This is a genomic window from Corynebacterium sphenisci DSM 44792 (genome assembly GCF_001941505.1).
Lineage (GTDB): Bacteria > Actinomycetota > Actinomycetes > Mycobacteriales > Mycobacteriaceae > Corynebacterium > Corynebacterium sphenisci.
Window position 1 is genome coordinate 1852778 of record NZ_CP009248.1, and the last position, 14876, is coordinate 1867653.

11 protein-coding genes are annotated in these 14876 nt (G+C 75.7%); 2 read left to right on the forward strand and 9 right to left on the reverse strand.

From position 1 onward, the window contains the following. Positions 1-10: 10 nt before the first annotated feature. From CSPHI_RS08400 to CSPHI_RS08435, 8 genes are all read right to left on the reverse strand, one after another. Positions 11-808 (reverse strand): 16S rRNA (uracil(1498)-N(3))-methyltransferase, encoded by a 798-nt coding sequence (locus tag CSPHI_RS08400; protein WP_425429721.1) that lies wholly within the window; start codon positions 806-808, stop codon positions 11-13. Next, positions 805-1947 carry a molecular chaperone DnaJ gene (dnaJ, locus tag CSPHI_RS08405; protein ID WP_075692472.1) on the reverse strand — a complete coding sequence of 381 codons (1143 nt, stop codon included), beginning with the start codon at positions 1945-1947 and terminating at the stop codon, positions 805-807. The genes CSPHI_RS08400 and dnaJ overlap by 4 nt, the downstream gene beginning before the upstream one ends. Before the next feature lie 88 nt (positions 1948-2035). Next, on the reverse strand, positions 2036-3076 hold the full coding sequence (gene hrcA / locus CSPHI_RS08410) for a heat-inducible transcriptional repressor HrcA (RefSeq protein WP_075692474.1): 1041 nt from the start codon (positions 3074-3076) through the stop codon (positions 2036-2038). A gap of 42 nt (positions 3077-3118) precedes the next feature. Beyond that, positions 3119-4348, reverse strand: coding sequence for an MFS transporter (locus CSPHI_RS08415; RefSeq protein WP_075692476.1), 1230 nt, complete (start codon positions 4346-4348; stop codon positions 3119-3121). A 67-nt stretch (positions 4349-4415) separates the two neighbouring features. Beyond that, positions 4416-6353: a heavy metal translocating P-type ATPase gene (locus CSPHI_RS08420; protein WP_075692478.1), complete on the reverse strand. Its 1938-nt coding sequence runs from the start codon at positions 6351-6353 to the stop codon at positions 4416-4418. A 224-nt stretch (positions 6354-6577) separates the two neighbouring features. Then, positions 6578-7762 carry a radical SAM family heme chaperone HemW gene (gene hemW / locus CSPHI_RS08425; RefSeq protein WP_075692480.1) on the reverse strand — a complete coding sequence of 395 codons (1185 nt, stop codon included), beginning with the start codon at positions 7760-7762 and terminating at the stop codon, positions 6578-6580. After that, entirely contained in the window at positions 7759-8433 is a 675-nt protein-coding gene (locus tag CSPHI_RS12480; protein ID WP_075692482.1) for a hypothetical protein, read from the reverse strand. Before CSPHI_RS12480 ends, hemW begins: the two co-directional genes overlap by 4 nt. A gap of 187 nt (positions 8434-8620) precedes the next feature. Further along, positions 8621-10453 (reverse strand): AMP-dependent synthetase/ligase, encoded by a 1833-nt coding sequence (locus tag CSPHI_RS08435; protein WP_075692484.1) that lies wholly within the window; start codon positions 10451-10453, stop codon positions 8621-8623. A 317-nt stretch (positions 10454-10770) separates the two neighbouring features. Here CSPHI_RS08435 and malQ point away from each other — a divergent pair, with 317 nt between their 5' ends. Both malQ and brnQ read left to right on the forward strand, forming a co-directional pair. Next, on the forward strand, positions 10771-13035 hold the full coding sequence (gene malQ / locus CSPHI_RS08440) for a 4-alpha-glucanotransferase (RefSeq protein WP_245803293.1): 2265 nt from the start codon (positions 10771-10773) through the stop codon (positions 13033-13035). Between the two features lie 54 nt (positions 13036-13089). Further along, a complete protein-coding gene (gene brnQ, locus CSPHI_RS08445) occupies positions 13090-14469 on the forward strand; it encodes a branched-chain amino acid transport system II carrier protein (RefSeq protein WP_075692488.1) in 1380 nt (459 codons plus the stop codon). A gap of 127 nt (positions 14470-14596) precedes the next feature. Here brnQ and CSPHI_RS12190 read toward each other — a convergent pair whose 3' ends face one another. Next, the gene (locus CSPHI_RS12190; protein WP_075692490.1) at positions 14597-14821 is read right to left on the reverse strand and encodes a hypothetical protein; all 225 of its coding nucleotides are present in this window, start codon (positions 14819-14821) and stop codon (positions 14597-14599) included. Positions 14822-14876: the final 55 nt, after the last annotated feature.

Below are 14876 nucleotides of genomic sequence, written 5' to 3' on the forward strand. Positions count from 1 at the left end.
CCGTTCGATTCTAGGCCAGGCCCGCCCGGTCCCACCGGGGGGTGAGCGCGCCGAGCGCGCCGAGGGCCACGGCCGCGGCGGTGGAGCTGCGCAGCACCTCCGGGCCGAGGGCCACCGGCCGCGCCCCGGCGGCGGCGAAGCCCTCGAGTTCGGCCTCGTCGACGCCGCCCTCCGGGCCGATGATGAGCAGCAGCTCCGGGGCGGCGGCGGGCAGCGCGGCGGCCAGCGGGGTGGTGGCGGCCTCGTGCAGCACCAGGGCGGCGCCCCCGGCGGCGCGGACCGCGGCGATGCGCTCGCGCACCGCGGCGGTGCCGGCGAGCGCGGCGATCTCCGGCACCCGGGCGCGGCGGGACTGTTTGGCGGCCTCCCGGGCGGCGGCCGCCCATTTCGCCCGGCCGCGCTCGGCCTTCGCCCCGGGCCAGCGGGCGATGCACCGCCGGGCCGCCCAGGGCACGATCGCGTCCGCCCCGGCCTCGGTGGCCAGATCCACGGCGAGCTCCCCGCGCGGGGACTTCGGCAGCGCCTGCACCACGGTGACCCGGGGCCGCGGCGCCGGTTCCTCGGCGACCTCGGCGAGCTCGGCGACCAGCCGGTCCGGCCCGGCGGTCTCCGCCACCGCGGCCCGGGCAATACGCCCGGCGCCGTCGGCGAGCAGCAGCGCGTCGCCGGCGCCGAGCCGGCGCACGGTGACCGCATGCCGGCCCTCGGGCCCGGCCAGGGCCACCCGGGCCCCGGCGGCCGCACCCGGGTCGGGCAGCGCGCCCGGTTCGACGAGGAACAGCGGCAGCCCGTCGCGGCGCACGCTCACCGCCCGGACCGGAAGCGGGAGAAGAAGCCCCGGCCGTGCCGGTCCTCGCCCACCGCGCTGTCCTCGCCGCGGTGCTCGCGGAGCCGCTCCAGCAGCTCCCGGGAGGTGGCGTCGAGTTTCGTGGGCACGGTGACCTCGACATGGGCGACCAGGTCGCCGGCGCCCTCGCCGCGCAGATGCGGCATGCCCCGGCCGTCCACCCGGATCCGGGCGCCCGGCTGGGAGCCGGCGGGCACCTCCACCGCCACCGGCTCGCCCACCGGGTCGTCGACGTCGAGGCGGGTGCCCAGGGCGGCGTCAACCATCGGCACGTGCACGGTGAGGTGCAGATCATCGCCCTCCCGGCGCAGCACCGGGTGCGGCTGCACGTGCACCTCGACGTACAGGTCCCCGGCGGGGCCGCCGCCGGGGCCGACCTCGCCCTGGCCGGCCATCCGGATCCGGGTGCCGTCGGAGACCCCGGCGGGCACGTTGACGGTGAGCTCCCGGCGGGAGCGCACCCGCCCGTCGCCGCCGCAGTTGGCGCAGGGGTCCTCGATCACCTCGCCGGTGCCGCGGCAGCGCCCGCAGGGCCGGGAGGTCATCACGTTGCCGAGGAAGGAGCGCTGCATCTGCTGGATCTCCCCGGTGCCAGAGCAGTCCGGGCAGGTCTGGGCCGCCGACTTCGAGGCGGAGCCGGTGCCGGCGCAGTCCTCGCAGAGCACCGCGGTGTCCACGGTGATGGGCTTGCGCACCCCGGTGAAGCACTCGTCCAGGCCGAGGCCCACCCGCAGCAGCGCGTCGGCGCCGGGCTGCACCCGGCTGCGCCGCTGCCGGCCGCCGCCGGCCGCGCCCCCGAAGAAGGCCTCGAAGACGTCGCCGAGGCCCCCGCCGCCGAAGCCGCCGGAGAACCCGCCGCCGCCGAAGCCCCCGGCGGAGGCGTCCAGGGGGTCGCCGCCCATGTCCACGATCCGGCGCTTCTCCGGGTCGGAGAGCAGTTCGTAGGCGTCGGAGACGTCCCGGAAGCGCTCCGCGGCCTCGGCGTCGTCCGGGTTGCGGTCCGGGTGGTACTTCAGGGCCAGTTTGCGGTAGGCCCTCTTGATCTCCGCCTCCGAGGCGTCCCTGGAGACGCCGAGGATGCCGTAGTAGTCACGCGCCAACGTCTGTTACTTCCCTTGCGTATCGAGTGCTCTCGTGGTCGGGGTCCGACCCCGCACACCCTAGCCGGGGCCCGGCGGCGGGGTCGATTCAGCGGGGCTGGCCCTCGCCGAGGACCAGCCCGACGTACCGTGCAACGGCGGCCACCGAGGACATTGTTCCCCGGTAGTCCATGAAGGTCGGGCCCACCACGCCCATCCCGCCGAGGATCGCGTCGCCGGTGCCGTAGCCGGTGGACACCACGGAGGTGCCGCGCAGCTCCTCGTCCTCGTTCTCCTCCCCGATGGACACCCGCACCCGGTGCAGGTCGCTGGCCGCGCTGAGCAGCTTGAGCATCACCACCTGCTTCTCCAGGGCCTCCAGCACCGCGGGCAGCCCGGCCGGGAAATCCGCCTCCACCCGGGTGAGGTTCGAGGCCCCGGCGAGGATGAGCCGTTCGCTGGGGCCCTCGATGAGGGTCTCCACCAGCACCGTGGCGGTGCGCAGCACCGCATCGCGCAGATCCGCCGGCGCGGCGGCGGGCAGCTCCGCCACCGTCACCGAGGCCTCGGTGAGGGTTTTGCCGGCCAGGGCCCGGTTCACCAGGGCGCGCAGCCGGGGCACATCGGCCTCGCCGTCGATCGGCTCGGCCAGCTCCACCTGGCGCTGCTCCACCCGGCCGGCGTCGGTGATGAGCACCACCAGCAGCCGCACGTCCGCCAGCTGCACCACCTCCACGTGCCGCACCCGGGTGGCGCGCAGGGTGGGCAGCTGCACCACCGCGACCTGCCGGGTGAGCCGGCTGAGCAGCTGCACGCTGCGGCGCAGCACGTCCTCCAGGTCCACCCCGCCCTCGAGGAACTCCAGGATGGCGTGCCGCTCCGCCTTCGACAGCGGCTTGACCTCGTCGATCCCGTCGACGAAGCGCCGGTAGCCCTTCTCGGTGGGGATCCGCCCGGAGGAGGCGTGCTGCTGGGCGATGTAGCCCTCCGCCTCCAGCACCGCCATGTCATTGCGCACCGTCGCCGAGGACACGCCGAGGCGGTGCCGCTCGACCAGCGCCTTGGAGCCCACCGGCTCCTGGGAGGCGACGTAGTCGGCGACGATGGCGCGCAGCACCTCCTGGCGGCGGCGTTCGGTGGCGCCGGACATGGGCGCGGCTCCTCTCCTGGGTCGGGCGGGGTCCGCCCCAGTCTAGCCGCGCGCCGGGGTGGCGCCGCCGCGCAGCTGGGAGACCACGACCCCGGCCACCGGGATCAGGGCCACCAGGGTCAGCGGGGGGAAGCCGAGCAGGGCCAGCAGCGGTCCGCCGATCGCCCCGCCGACGGCGCCGCAGGCGTTCATCACCAGGTCCGAGGCGCCCTGCACCGCGGCCCGGTCCGCCACCGGGATCGCCTCGGTGACCGCCGCGGAGCCGGCGATCACCGCCGCCGACCAGCCCAGGCCGAGCAGGATCAGCGCCGCGATGAGCGCCGCCCGGTCGGCCGGGGCGGCCAGCACCAGCGCCGCCACCGCGGCGAACATGGCCTGCCCGGCGAGGATCACCGCCCGCCGGCCGAAACGGTCCGCGGCCCAGCCGAACAGCGGGGAGGCGGCGTACATGCCGGCGACGTGCAGGCTGATGGTCAACCCCACCACCTCCAGGGAGGCGCCGTGCGCGACGAGGTGGATGGGCGTCATCGCCATGAGCATCACCATGACGAACTGGGACACCCCGATCGCGGCGATCGCGCGGCGGGCGACGGGGCTGCGGCGCAGCGCGGCGCGCACCCGGCCGCGGGCCCGGGCGCCGGGCCGGTCCGGGTCGGCGGCCCCGCCGGGGGCGGGCCGGACCAGGGCGAGGTAGATGAGCGTGGCCGCGGCCTGGGCGGCGACGGTGAACAGGAAGGGCCCGGTGAGGTGGGGCAGGCCCAGGGCCAGGCCGAGGGCCTCGCCGGGCCCGGAGAGGTTCGGCCCGGCGACCGCGCCGACGGTGGTGGCCCACATCACCGTGGACAGCATGAGGCCCCGCCGGGCGGGTTCGGCGTGCTCGGCGGCGGCGAAGCGGGCCTGCAGGCCCACCGCGGTGGACACGCCGATGAGCAGGAAGGCGAGGATCAGCGCCGGCAGCGAGGAGCGCGCCCCGGCGAGGATCGCCAGCGCCCCGCCGGCCCCGGCGAGCACCGCCCCGGCGCCGAGCGCGATCCCGCGGCCGCGGGCGACCGCGAGCCGGGCCAGGGGCACCGCGAGCAGCGCCGCGCCGAGGGTGGTGAAGGTGGAGGCGGCCCCGGACCAGGCGTCGGAGCCGGAGACCTCCTTGGCCAGCAGGGCGCCGACGCTGAGCGCCGAGCCCATGCCGATGCCGCCGAGCATCTGGGCGGCGACGAGGGCGCCGATGGTCCGGCGGGAGCCGCGGCGCGCGGCCGCGGGAATCGCTTCGCTCATGCCCGGTGAGGCTACCGGCGCCGGGGACGCCGCCACCAGGGGGCGGCGGCGTCCCCGGCGGGCCGGCTCAGTCCGCCTCGGCGGGGGCGTCGAAGTCGCCGAGCTGCCCGCGGACCATGGCCACCCGGGCGGCGTTGAGGATCGCCAGGATGTCGATGAGCTCCTGGGCGATGGCCCCCATCAGCGGGGTGAGCAGGCCGACCACGGCCAGCAGCATGCCGATCATGCTCAGCCCCATCCCGCCGAGCACCGACTGCAGCGCGATCCGGCGCATCCGGGAGCCGATGTGCAGCAGATCGTCCAGCCGCTCCAGGGAGGAGTCCAGCACCACCGCGTCGGCGGCCTCCATGGTGACGTCGGAGGTGGCGCCGAAGGCGACCCCGGCGCTGGCCGCGGTCATCGCCGGGGCGTCGTTGATGCCGTCGCCGAGGAAGAGGCAGGGGCCGGTCGCCTCCAGGTCGCGCACCACGGCGAGCTTGTTCTCCGGGCTCATCGAGCCGTGCACCTCGTCGATGCCGACCTGGCCGGCGAGCCGGGCGACCTCGGCCTCCCCGTCGCCGGAGAGGATCATGGTGCGGCTCACCCGGTGGTGCCGGGGCAGGTGCGCGATGAACTCGCGGGCGCTGCCGCGGGGCTCGTCGGTGAAGGTCATGGTCGCCGCGTAGCGGCCGTCGAGGACCAGCACCGACTCCAGCCCGGCGCCGCGCTCCGGCAGCGCCGCCGCCCCGGCCGGGTCCAGCTCGGCGAGCCCGGCCCGGTTGGTCAGGTGCACCGCATGCCCGCCGGCGGTGCCGGCCAGGCCCCGGCCGGGGCGTTCGGCGACGTCGCCGACCTCCGGGATGGCCAGGCCGCGCTCCTCGGCGGCCTCGACCACCGCCCGGGCCAGGGGGTGCCGGGAGTAGCCCTCCACCGCGGCGGCGGCGGCCAGCGCGGCGTCGGCGTCGACGCCCTCGGCGACGGCCAGGCCGGTGAGGGCGGGCCGGCCGTAGGTGAGGGTGCCGGTCTTGTCGAAGACCACGGTGCGCACCCGGCCGACGTCCTCCAGCATGGCCGGGTTCTTGATGATGATGCCGCTGCGCGCGGACAGCGAGATCGCGCCGATGATGGCCACCGGCACCCCGATCAGCAGCGGGCAGGGGGTGGCGATGACGACCACCGCGAGGAAGCGGGAGGCCTCGCCGGAGATGAGCCAGCCGATGAGGCCCAGGCCCACGGCGACGAGGGTGTACCAGGCGCCCATCCGGTCGGCGAGGCGCCGCATCGGCGGCCGGTTCTCCTCCGCCTCCTTGAGCACCCCGACGATCTGGGCGTAGCGGGAGTCGCCCGCGGTGCGCCCGGCGCGCACGGTGAGCGCCGCCTCCCCGTTGACCGCGCCGGAGATGACCTCGCTGCCCGCGGACTTGGGGATGATGTAGGGCTCGCCGGTGAGGTAGGACTCGTCCATGGCGCCCCGGCCGGCGAGGACCTCCCCGTCCACCGGGCACAGCTCATGGGGCAGCACCAGCAGCAGGTCGCCGACGGCGACCTCGTCGACGTGGATGTCGTCGAACCCGGCCGCGGCGGTGTCCCCGCGCAGCCGGTGCGCGACGGTGGGGCTGCGCCGGGCCAGCGCGTCCAGGGTGGCCGAGGCGCGTTTGGAGGCGGCCTCCTCCAGGGCCTCCCCGCCGGAGAGCATGAGCACGATGATGGTGGCCACCAGCCACTCCCCCAGCGCCACCGCGGTGATGATGGACACCGCGGCGAGCAGGTCCGCCCCGCCGCGGGCGGCGATGGCGCCCTTGACCACGTCGATGGTCAGCGGCACCCCGGCCACCAGGGTGACCGCGATGAGCGGGGCCTCCGCCGGCCAGCCGGCGATGCCGAGGCCGAGGCGCAGCAGCAGGTGCACCGCGATCGCGGCGACCGCGGCGAGGGCGAGGATGCCGTCGCGCGAGGAGGCGAAGTCGCGCCAGGGGGAGGCGCCCGCGCCGGCGGGGGCGGTGTCGGGGGTGGCGGTCGTGCTCATGGCCCCATGATGACCATGGGGCGGCGGGGGTGCCAGGAAGGCGATCCTGAGGGTTTTTCGTAGCCGATCCATGCACTGTGCTGGTTATTTCAACGTATGCGCAGATAAAGGGCACGGGGGTGGACGAACCTCATTGTGAGATGGGAATCACATATCGGCGGGCATCGCCCCCATCCGGGGGAACCGGGCCTCCGGGCCGGTCGGGCGCGCCGGCGGGCCGCGGCTCAGCCGAGCAGGTCCAGCACCAGCCCGTCGGCGAGCAGCCGGCCGGCGTCGGTGACCCGCAGCCGCCGATCCGCCCCCGCCCCGGTGAACTCCAGCAGCCCCCGGCCCGCGATGGCCTCCGCCCGGGCCCGCTCCGCCGGGCGCAGCCGGGCCGCCGGGATCCCCTCGGCCAGGCGCAGGCCCAGCATCAGCGCCTCCACGTGCCGGTCCTCCTCGGTGAGCAGCTCCTCCCCCGCCAGCGGCAGCCGCCCCGCGGAGACCAGCGCCGCGTACCGGGCGGGGTGCTTGACGTTGTGGAAGCGCCGCCCGCCGAGATGGGAATGCGCCCCCGGCCCGGCGCCCCACCAGTCCCCGTCGCGCCAGTAGAGCAGGTTGTGCCGGCAGCGCCCGCCCGGCGCCGCCCAGTTCGACACCTCGTACCAGGACAGCCCGGCGTCGACGAGCCGGGCGTCGATCCGGGCGTGCCGTTCGGCGAGATCGTCGTCATCGGGCATCGGCAGCTCCCCGCGGCGCACCCGGCGGGCCATCGCGGTGCCCTCCTCCACGATCAGGGAGTAGGCGCTGACGTGATCCACCCCGGCGGCGAGCACCGCGTCGAGGGAGGCGTCCAGATCCGCCATCGACTCCCCCGGGGTGCCGTAGATGAGATCCAGGTTGACGTGCTCGAACCCGGCGGCGCGGGCCTCCGCGGCGGCGGCCACCGGCCGCCCTGGCCGGTGCCGCCGGCCCAGGGTGGCCAGCACATGCGGCGCGGCGGACTGCATGCCCAGGCTCACCCGGGTGAAACCGGCCGCCCGGATCCCCTCGAAGAAGGCCGGGTCGGTGGACTCCGGGTTGGCCTCGGTGGTCACCTCCGCCCCGGGGGCCAGGCCGAAGGCGCCGCGCACCCCCTCGAGCAGCCGGGCCAGCGCCGCCGCCCCGAGCAGCGAGGGGGTGCCGCCGCCGACGAAGACGGTCTCCGCGGGCCGGGGCGGGATCCCGCGGCGGGCCAGATCCGCGGCGGCGAAGTCCAGCTCCCCCAGGATCGCGTCCAGGTAGGACGCCGGGGAGGTGGCGTCGCCGAGCTCCCCGGGGGTGTAGGTGTTGAAATCGCAGTAGCCGCAGCGGGCGGCGCAGAAGGGCACGTGCAGGTACACCCCGAACGGCGCCGGGTCCGCCGGGGCCGCCGCCGCGGCGGCGCTCACACCCGCTCCGGGCGCCGGGCGCGGGCGGCGGCGACCCGGGCCACCACCGCGTCGATCCGGGCCCGTTCGGCGAGGAAGGCCGGGGGCCGGCGGCCGCGCAGCGAGCGGGCCACCGCGGGATGGGCCTCGGCGACGGTGACCCGCCAGGCCGCGGCGACCTCCAGGGCCCGGCGCCCGCAGCGCGAGTACAGCCCGGTCAGGCCCACCGTGCCGAGCACCTCCACCCCGCGCAGGTTCTCCGCGGAGAGCCAGTCCGCCAGGGCCCCCAGGTGCGCCGCGGCGGCGTCGGAGCGCGCCGCCAGGGCGCGCGCCACCGCCGGCACCGGGGCGGGCCGGGCGGGCACCGGGGCGAGGGCGACCAGCGCGGCGACGTCGAGGGCCTCCGGGGCGGGGCCCGGATCGCGGCGGGCGGCCGCGGAGAGCTCCCCGGAGCGGATCCCGGAGGTGAAGGCCTGGCGCAGCCCGGCGAGCTCCCCGATCAGCGGGATCGCGTCGGCGACGCCCTCGTCGACGACCTCGCCGAGCTCGAGGACGCATTCGTCGACCAGCTCCACGTCCACGTCGGCGATCGCCTGGCCCAGGTTGTCGAGGTGCTCGGCGATCTCGTCGCCGATGTCGTAGAGCTCCTGGGTGACCTCGCGGAGGCGCAGCCGGGCATCGTGGTGGCGCATCCCGGCCCTCCCTTCCGCTGCCGTGCCGACGACTCGCGTCCCCACCCTAGGGCCGCGCCCGGCGGCGATCCGGGTGGCGCGCCGGGGCGCCGCGCCGCGGGCCCGCGGCGGGCATGCGCCGGGGCCCCGCCCGGCGCCGGATCGGGCGTCGGGCGGGGCCCCTGCTCGGGTGCGCCGCGGCGGCGGGTCAGCGGGCGTAGATCTGGTCGACCACCTTGGAGAAGTGGTCCAGCACCACATTGCGCTTGACCTTCAGGGTCGGGGTGAGCTCCCCGGACTCCTCGCTGAGATCGCGCTTGAGGATGAAGAACTTCTTGATCGACTCCGCATGCGAGACCAGCTCATTGGCGGAGTTCACCGCGTCCTGCACCTCGGCGCGCAGCACCGGGTTGGTGGCCAGCTCGCGCACCGAGGTCGCCTCCGGGATGTCGTGCTCGGCCTTCCACTTCTCCACCGCCTCGTCGTCGAGGGTGACCAGCACCGCGATGAAGGGCTGGCCGTCGCCGATCACCACGGCCTGGGAGATCAGCGGATGCGCGCGCATCCGGTCCTCCAGCGGGCCCGGGGAGACGTTCTTGCCGCCGGCGGTGACCAGCAGATCCTTCTTCCGGCCGGTGATCCGCAGGTAGCCCTCGTCATCGAGCTCGCCCATGTCGCCGGTGCGGAACCAGCCGTCGACCAGCGCCCCGGCGGTGGCCTCCTCGTTGCGCCAGTAGCCCTTGAACACCACCGGGCCCTTGAGGTGGATCTCGCCGTCCTCGGCGATGCGCACCGAGCAGCCGCCCACCGGCAGGCCCACGGTGCCCACCCGCTGCGCGCCGGGGGCGTTGACGGTGACCGCGGCGGTGGACTCGGTCAGCCCGTAGCCCTCGTAGACCGGGACCCCCAGCCCGCGGAAGAAGTGCCCGATGTCGCTGGACAGGGCGGCCCCGCCGGAGATGGTGTACTGCACGCTGTCGCCCATGGCGGCCTTGATCTTGGCGAAGAGCAGCCGGTCGTAGAGCTTGCGGCGCAGCTTCAGCGCCGCCGAGGGGCCCTGCGGGGTGTCCAGCGCCTTGGAGTACTCGATGGCGGTGGCCTCGGCCCGGGTGAACATGGCCAGGCCCAGCGGGCCCTTCTCCTTCGCCCCGGCGTAGGCGGAGTCGCGGACCTTCTCGAACACCCGGGGCACGCCCAGGATGAGATGCGGCCGGGAGCGCTGGAACTCCAGGGTGACCGTGGAGGTGTCCGCCCAGTGCGACTGGGTGGCCCCGGAGATCACCGCGGCCAGGGACACCGCGGAGGCCAGCACATGGGCCAGCGGCAGGAAGGTGAGCACCCGGTTGCCGGGCCGGGCGATCACGCCGATGTCGTGGGTGAGCAGCCCGCGCACCTCGGAGAGCCAGTTGGAGTGGTGCAGCATGCAGCCCTTGGGCCGTCCGGTGGTGCCGGAGGTGTAGATCACCGAGGCCAGATCATCGGCCCCGGTGGCCTCGATCCGGGCGTCGAGCTCGGCGTCGTCGACGTCGCGGCCCTCGTACATGAGGGTGTCCACCGCGGAGGAGTTGATCTCCACCACCCGGCGCAGCTTCGAGGGGGAGCCGGGCAGCGGCTCCTGCCCGTCCGGGCCGACCACCAGGATCTTGGTGCGCTCGGTGTGCCGGCGCGATTCGGTGATCGCGAACACCGCCCCGGAGTCCTCGATGATCCAGCGGATCTGGTCCGTGGAGGAGGAGCCGTAGACCGGCACCAGGGTGGCGCCGGCCATCCAGATCGCGAAGTTCAGCAGGGTCCACTCGTAGCGGGTCTCGGAGAGCAGGGCGACCCGGTCGCCCTTCTCCACCCCGTTCGCGATGAGGCCCTTGGCGGTGGCCCGGACCTCCTCGACGAACTCCTCCGCGGTGACGTTGACCCACTCGAAGTTCCGCGGGCGGGTGAACAGCACCAGCTTGGGGCGCTTGGCCGCCATGTCGAGCAGTGCGGTCACGCAGGTCTCGTCGGCCCCGATCGCGTACTGGGCTTCTGTCGAGTATTCGCGCATCCTGGTCGGTCTCCTTCAGGGGTTGGCTTCATCCGGCCCGCGGGGGTTCGGGCCCCCGGCGGCCGGGGGCGCCTCCGTGCACGTTCTGTGACGCCGGTAACTTCGACGCTCAACATACGTCACCGGACGCCCGCGTGGCCGCGATTGCGCGGACTTCCCCCGATTCTGCCCCGGCCGCGGCGATTGCGGAACCGTCTTTTCCGACCGCCGCCCCCGCACGCCGCCCCCGGGGGCCGCGGGCCCTCCCGGACCCCGCGCGCGGGCCCGCCCGGGACCGGTGCGGGCGGGCCGCGGGGCCGGCGCGCCCGCCTGGCATGATGGGGCCCGTGACCGACGACAACGCCGCCCCGCAGCCCCCCGAGCCGGTGACCGGACCGCTCGCCGATCTCGCCGAGGACCTGGGCATCGCCACCCGGTACACCTCCGCCGAGGGCGAGGAGGTGCAGGTCAGCCGGCGCACCGTGCTGGCCATCGCCGCCGCGATGGACGTCGACCTCGGCGAGGACCCCGATGACGCGGCGATCCACGCCGCCCGGGAGGCCTTCGCGGACCGGGCCTGGCGGCGGCTGCTGCCGCCGGTGGTGGTCGCCACCGCCGGGGTGCACCGCTCGGTCCTGGTGCACGTCCCGGACGGCACCCCAGTGCACGTCTCCGCGGTGCTCGCCGACGGCGGGGTGCGCCCGCTGGCGCAGCTGGAGCACAACGTCGCCCCCCGGGTGGTCGACGGGGTGCGCCTCGGCGAGGCCGCCTTCGCGGTGCCCGAGGATCTGCCGCTGGGCTGGCATGAGCTGGTCGCCGACAATGACGGGGCCGAGGCGCGCTGCCCGCTGGCGGTGACCCCCCGGCGGCTGTCCACCGCCGATGACCTGGTGGCCCGGCCGGCCACCGGGGTGATGGCGCAGCTGTACTCGGTGCGCTCGGACCGCTCCTGGGGGATCGGCGACTTCACCACCCTCGGCGATCTGGCCACCGTCTGCGCCGAGCACGCGGGCGCGGACTACGTGCTGGTCAACCCGCTGCACGCGGCGGAGCCGGCGCCGCCGGTGGAGGACTCGCCCTATCTGCCCACCACCCGGCGCTACATCAACCCGATCTACGTGCGGGTGGAGATGATCCCGGAGTTCTCCTACCTGCCGCCGGCCGATGCCGAGGAGCTGCGCGAGCTCGGCGAGCGCTTCCGGCGCCGGAACCGCTCCGCGGGGCGGATCGAGCGCAACCCGATCTACCGGGCGAAGCTGCGCGCCCTGCACGAGCTGCACCGGATCCCGCTGTCCCCGGTGCGCGCCGCGGACTTCGCCCGCTTCCGGGAGGAGGAGGGCGAGGGCCTGGTGGCCTACGCCACCTGGTGCGCGGACCGGGAGCTGGAGCAGCGCCGCCGCGCCCGCGCCGCCGCCGAGGCCGCCGCCGCCGGGGACGACTCCTTCACCCCCGCCGAACCCGGCCTGGAGTGGGTGGAGCCGCTGGGCGCGCACGAGGATCCGGCGGCGCTGCACGCCGAGCTGGTGGACTTCCACTGCTGGCTGCAGTGGATCTGCGATTCCCAGCTCGCCGAGGCGCAGCGCGCCGCGAAGGAGGCCGGGATGCGGATCGGGGTGATGGCCGATCTCGCCGTCGGCGTGCACCCCGGCGGCTCGGACGCGCGCAACCTCGCCGACTGGATGGCCCCCGGCGCCTCCGTGGGCGCGCCCCCGGACGGCTACAACCAGCAGGGCCAGGACTGGTCCCAGCCGCCGTGGGATCCGCATAAGCTCGCCGAGGCCGCCTACCTGCCCTGGCGGGACATGCTGCGCACCGTGCTGCGCCACTCCGGCGGGATCCGGGTGGACCACATCCTGGGCATGTTCCGGCTGTGGTGGATGCCGCGGATGGCCTCCCCGCTGGAGGGCACCTACGTGCGCTACGACCATGAGGCGATGGTGGGCATCCTCGCCCTGGAGGCCGAACTCGCCGGGGCGGCGGTGATCGGCGAGGACCTGGGCACCTTCGAGCCCTGGGTGCAGGACTACCTCGCCGAGCGCGGGGTGATGGGCACCTCGATCCTGTGGTTCGAGGGCGACGGCGGCCGGCCGAAGCCGCGGGCGGACTACCGCCGGCTGTGCCTGGCCTCGGTGACCACCCACGATCTGCCGCCCACCGCCGGCTACCTGGACGGGGCGCATATCCGGCTGCGCGAGGAGCTGGGCCTGCTGCTCTCCGACCCGGCCGCCGAGGACGCCCGGGACCTGGACTGGGTGCGCCGGGTGCTCGCCGAGGTCGACGCCGCCGGCTGCTTCGCCGGCACCGCCGCCGGCGCCGACTGGGCGAACGCCACCCGGGACACCCTGCCCGGGGCCGATGATCTGGTGGTGGGCCTGCACCGCTGGCTGGCGGGGACCCCGGCGGCGCTGACCTGCATGGCCCTGGTGGACATGGTCGGCGACCGGAGCATCCAGAACCAGCCGGGCACCACGGTGGCGCAGCACCCCAACTGGTGCATGCCGCTGGTCGACGGGTCCGGGCGGGCGGTGCTGGTGCGCGAGCTGCCGGAGCTGGACCTGTTCCGCCGGGTGGCGGCGGCCTCCCGGCGCCCGGAACAGGGTTAGCCCCCGGGGTGGGCCGGTGCCGGGGCGGCGCCGGCCATCTGCTTCGATATAGCCGTGACCCAGGAAAACCACGCGGAGTCGCCGACGAGCATCATCCTCGTCGGCCTGATGCTGTTCTCGATGTTCTTCGGCGCCGGCAACCTGATCTTCCCGCCGCAGCTCGGCGCGGAGGCCGGCACCGCCTACTGGCCGGCCATCCTCGGCTTCCTCACCACCGGGGTGCTGCTGCCCATGGTGGCGGTGATCGCGGTGGCGGTCTCCGGCACCGGCCTCGGCGACATCGCCGGGCGGGTGGGCCGGGTCTTCGGCCGGGTGTTCACGGCCGCGGTGTACCTGTCCATCGGCGCGCTCTACGCCATCCCGCGCACCGCCGGGGTGGCCTTCGAGACCGGCGCCGCCGGCGCCGGGGCCACCGGGGCGGCGGCCCGGCTGGCCTTCACCGCCGCCTTCTTCGCGGTGGCGCTGTGGCTGTCCCTGTGCGGCGCCCGGGTGGTCGACGTGCTGGGCCGCTGGCTCACCCCGGCGCTGCTGGCGCTCATCGTGGTGCTGCTGCTCGCCGCGCTGCGGCTGCCCGCGGCGACCCCGGGCGCCCCGGCCGGGGACTGGGCGCAGGCGCCCTACCCGGCGGGCATCGTGCAGGGCTACCTGACCATGGACTCCCTGGCCGCGCTGGTGTTCGGCATCGTGGTGGTCGGCGCGCTGCGCTCCCGCGGGGTGCGCGGCGGCGGGCCGCTGACCCGGGCCACGATCGCCGCCGGGGTGCTCGCCGCGGTGCTGCTCGGCGCGGTCTACCTGGGCCTGGGCCATCTGGGCCGGATCCTCGGCCCGGGCAGCGCCAATGGCGCGGAACTGCTCGGCGCGGCGGCGAACCGGGCGCTCGGCGGGGTCGGCGCCTGGATTTTCGCCGGGATCGTGCTGCTGGCCTGCCTGACCACCGCGGTGGGCCTCATCACCGCCACCGCCGCCTGGTTCGCCACCCTGCCCACCGCCCTCGGCTACCGGGGCTGGGCGGTGCTGTTCACCCTGGTGGGGCTGCTGCTGGCCAACCAGGGGCTGGACACGATCATCGCCCTGGCGGTGCCGCTGAACGTGTTCCTGCACCCGATCGCGGTGGCCCTGGTGCTGATCACCCTGCTGCAGGCGGCGCTGCCGTTCCGGCTGCGCTGGTCCTACCGGGCCCCGGTGGCGGTGGCCGCGGCCTTCGCCGCCCTGGATCTGCTCACCGCCCTCGGCGCGGATCCGGCCGGGACGCTGCCCGCCCTCGCCGGGCTGCCGCTGTACCGGGATTCCCTGGCCTGGCTGGTGCCGACCCTGGCCGCGATCGCGGTCTGCCTGGTCCTCGACGGGCGGCGCCGGGAGCCCAGGCCCCGCCCGGGCGGGGCCGCCGGGGCCGCACCGGGGGACCCCGCCGCGGCGCCGGAGCGGGCCGGCTGAGCCGCCCCCGGGGGCGGCCGGATCGGGGCGCGGCGGCCTAGAGCCCGGAGATGATCCCGGCGATGATGACCAGCAGGATCAGCACGATCAGCGCCAGCTTGACCCGGTTGAAGCGCACGGCCCCTCCTTATGGACGTCGATGCTCGGCCAGTTCCACGCGGGCCCGGCCCACCGTGGCGGGCCGACCGCCCCAGCGGCCGAAGAGCCGGCCCACGACGATGTCGATCACCCCGATCAGGGCGAACGCGGCGAGGCCGCCGACCGGCAGCAGCACCGCCAGCAGCACCGCGGTCTGGCCGATGACCGGCAGCTGGGTCAGCCACTGGCCGACCCCGTCGATGAGCTCTCCCACGGTCGGGGATGCTACCCCACCCCCGCCGCGGCGCGGGCCCCGGCCGGGCCGGCCC

Coding starts and splice junctions, on each gene's coding strand:
- CSPHI_RS08435 (WP_075692484.1), bottom strand. CDS start 10,453: ATGCGCGAATACTCGACAGAAGCCCAGTACGCGATCGGGGCCGACGAG.
- hrcA (WP_075692474.1), bottom strand. CDS start 3,076: ATGTCCGGCGCCACCGAACGCCGCCGCCAGGAGGTGCTGCGCGCCATC.
- CSPHI_RS12480 (WP_075692482.1), bottom strand. CDS start 8,433: ATGCGCCACCACGATGCCCGGCTGCGCCTCCGCGAGGTCACCCAGGAG.
- CSPHI_RS08415 (WP_075692476.1), bottom strand. CDS start 4,348: ATGAGCGAAGCGATTCCCGCGGCCGCGCGCCGCGGCTCCCGCCGGACC.
- malQ (WP_245803293.1), top strand. CDS start 10,771: ATGGGGCCCGTGACCGACGACAACGCCGCCCCGCAGCCCCCCGAGCCG.
- CSPHI_RS08420 (WP_075692478.1), bottom strand. CDS start 6,353: ATGAGCACGACCGCCACCCCCGACACCGCCCCCGCCGGCGCGGGCGCC.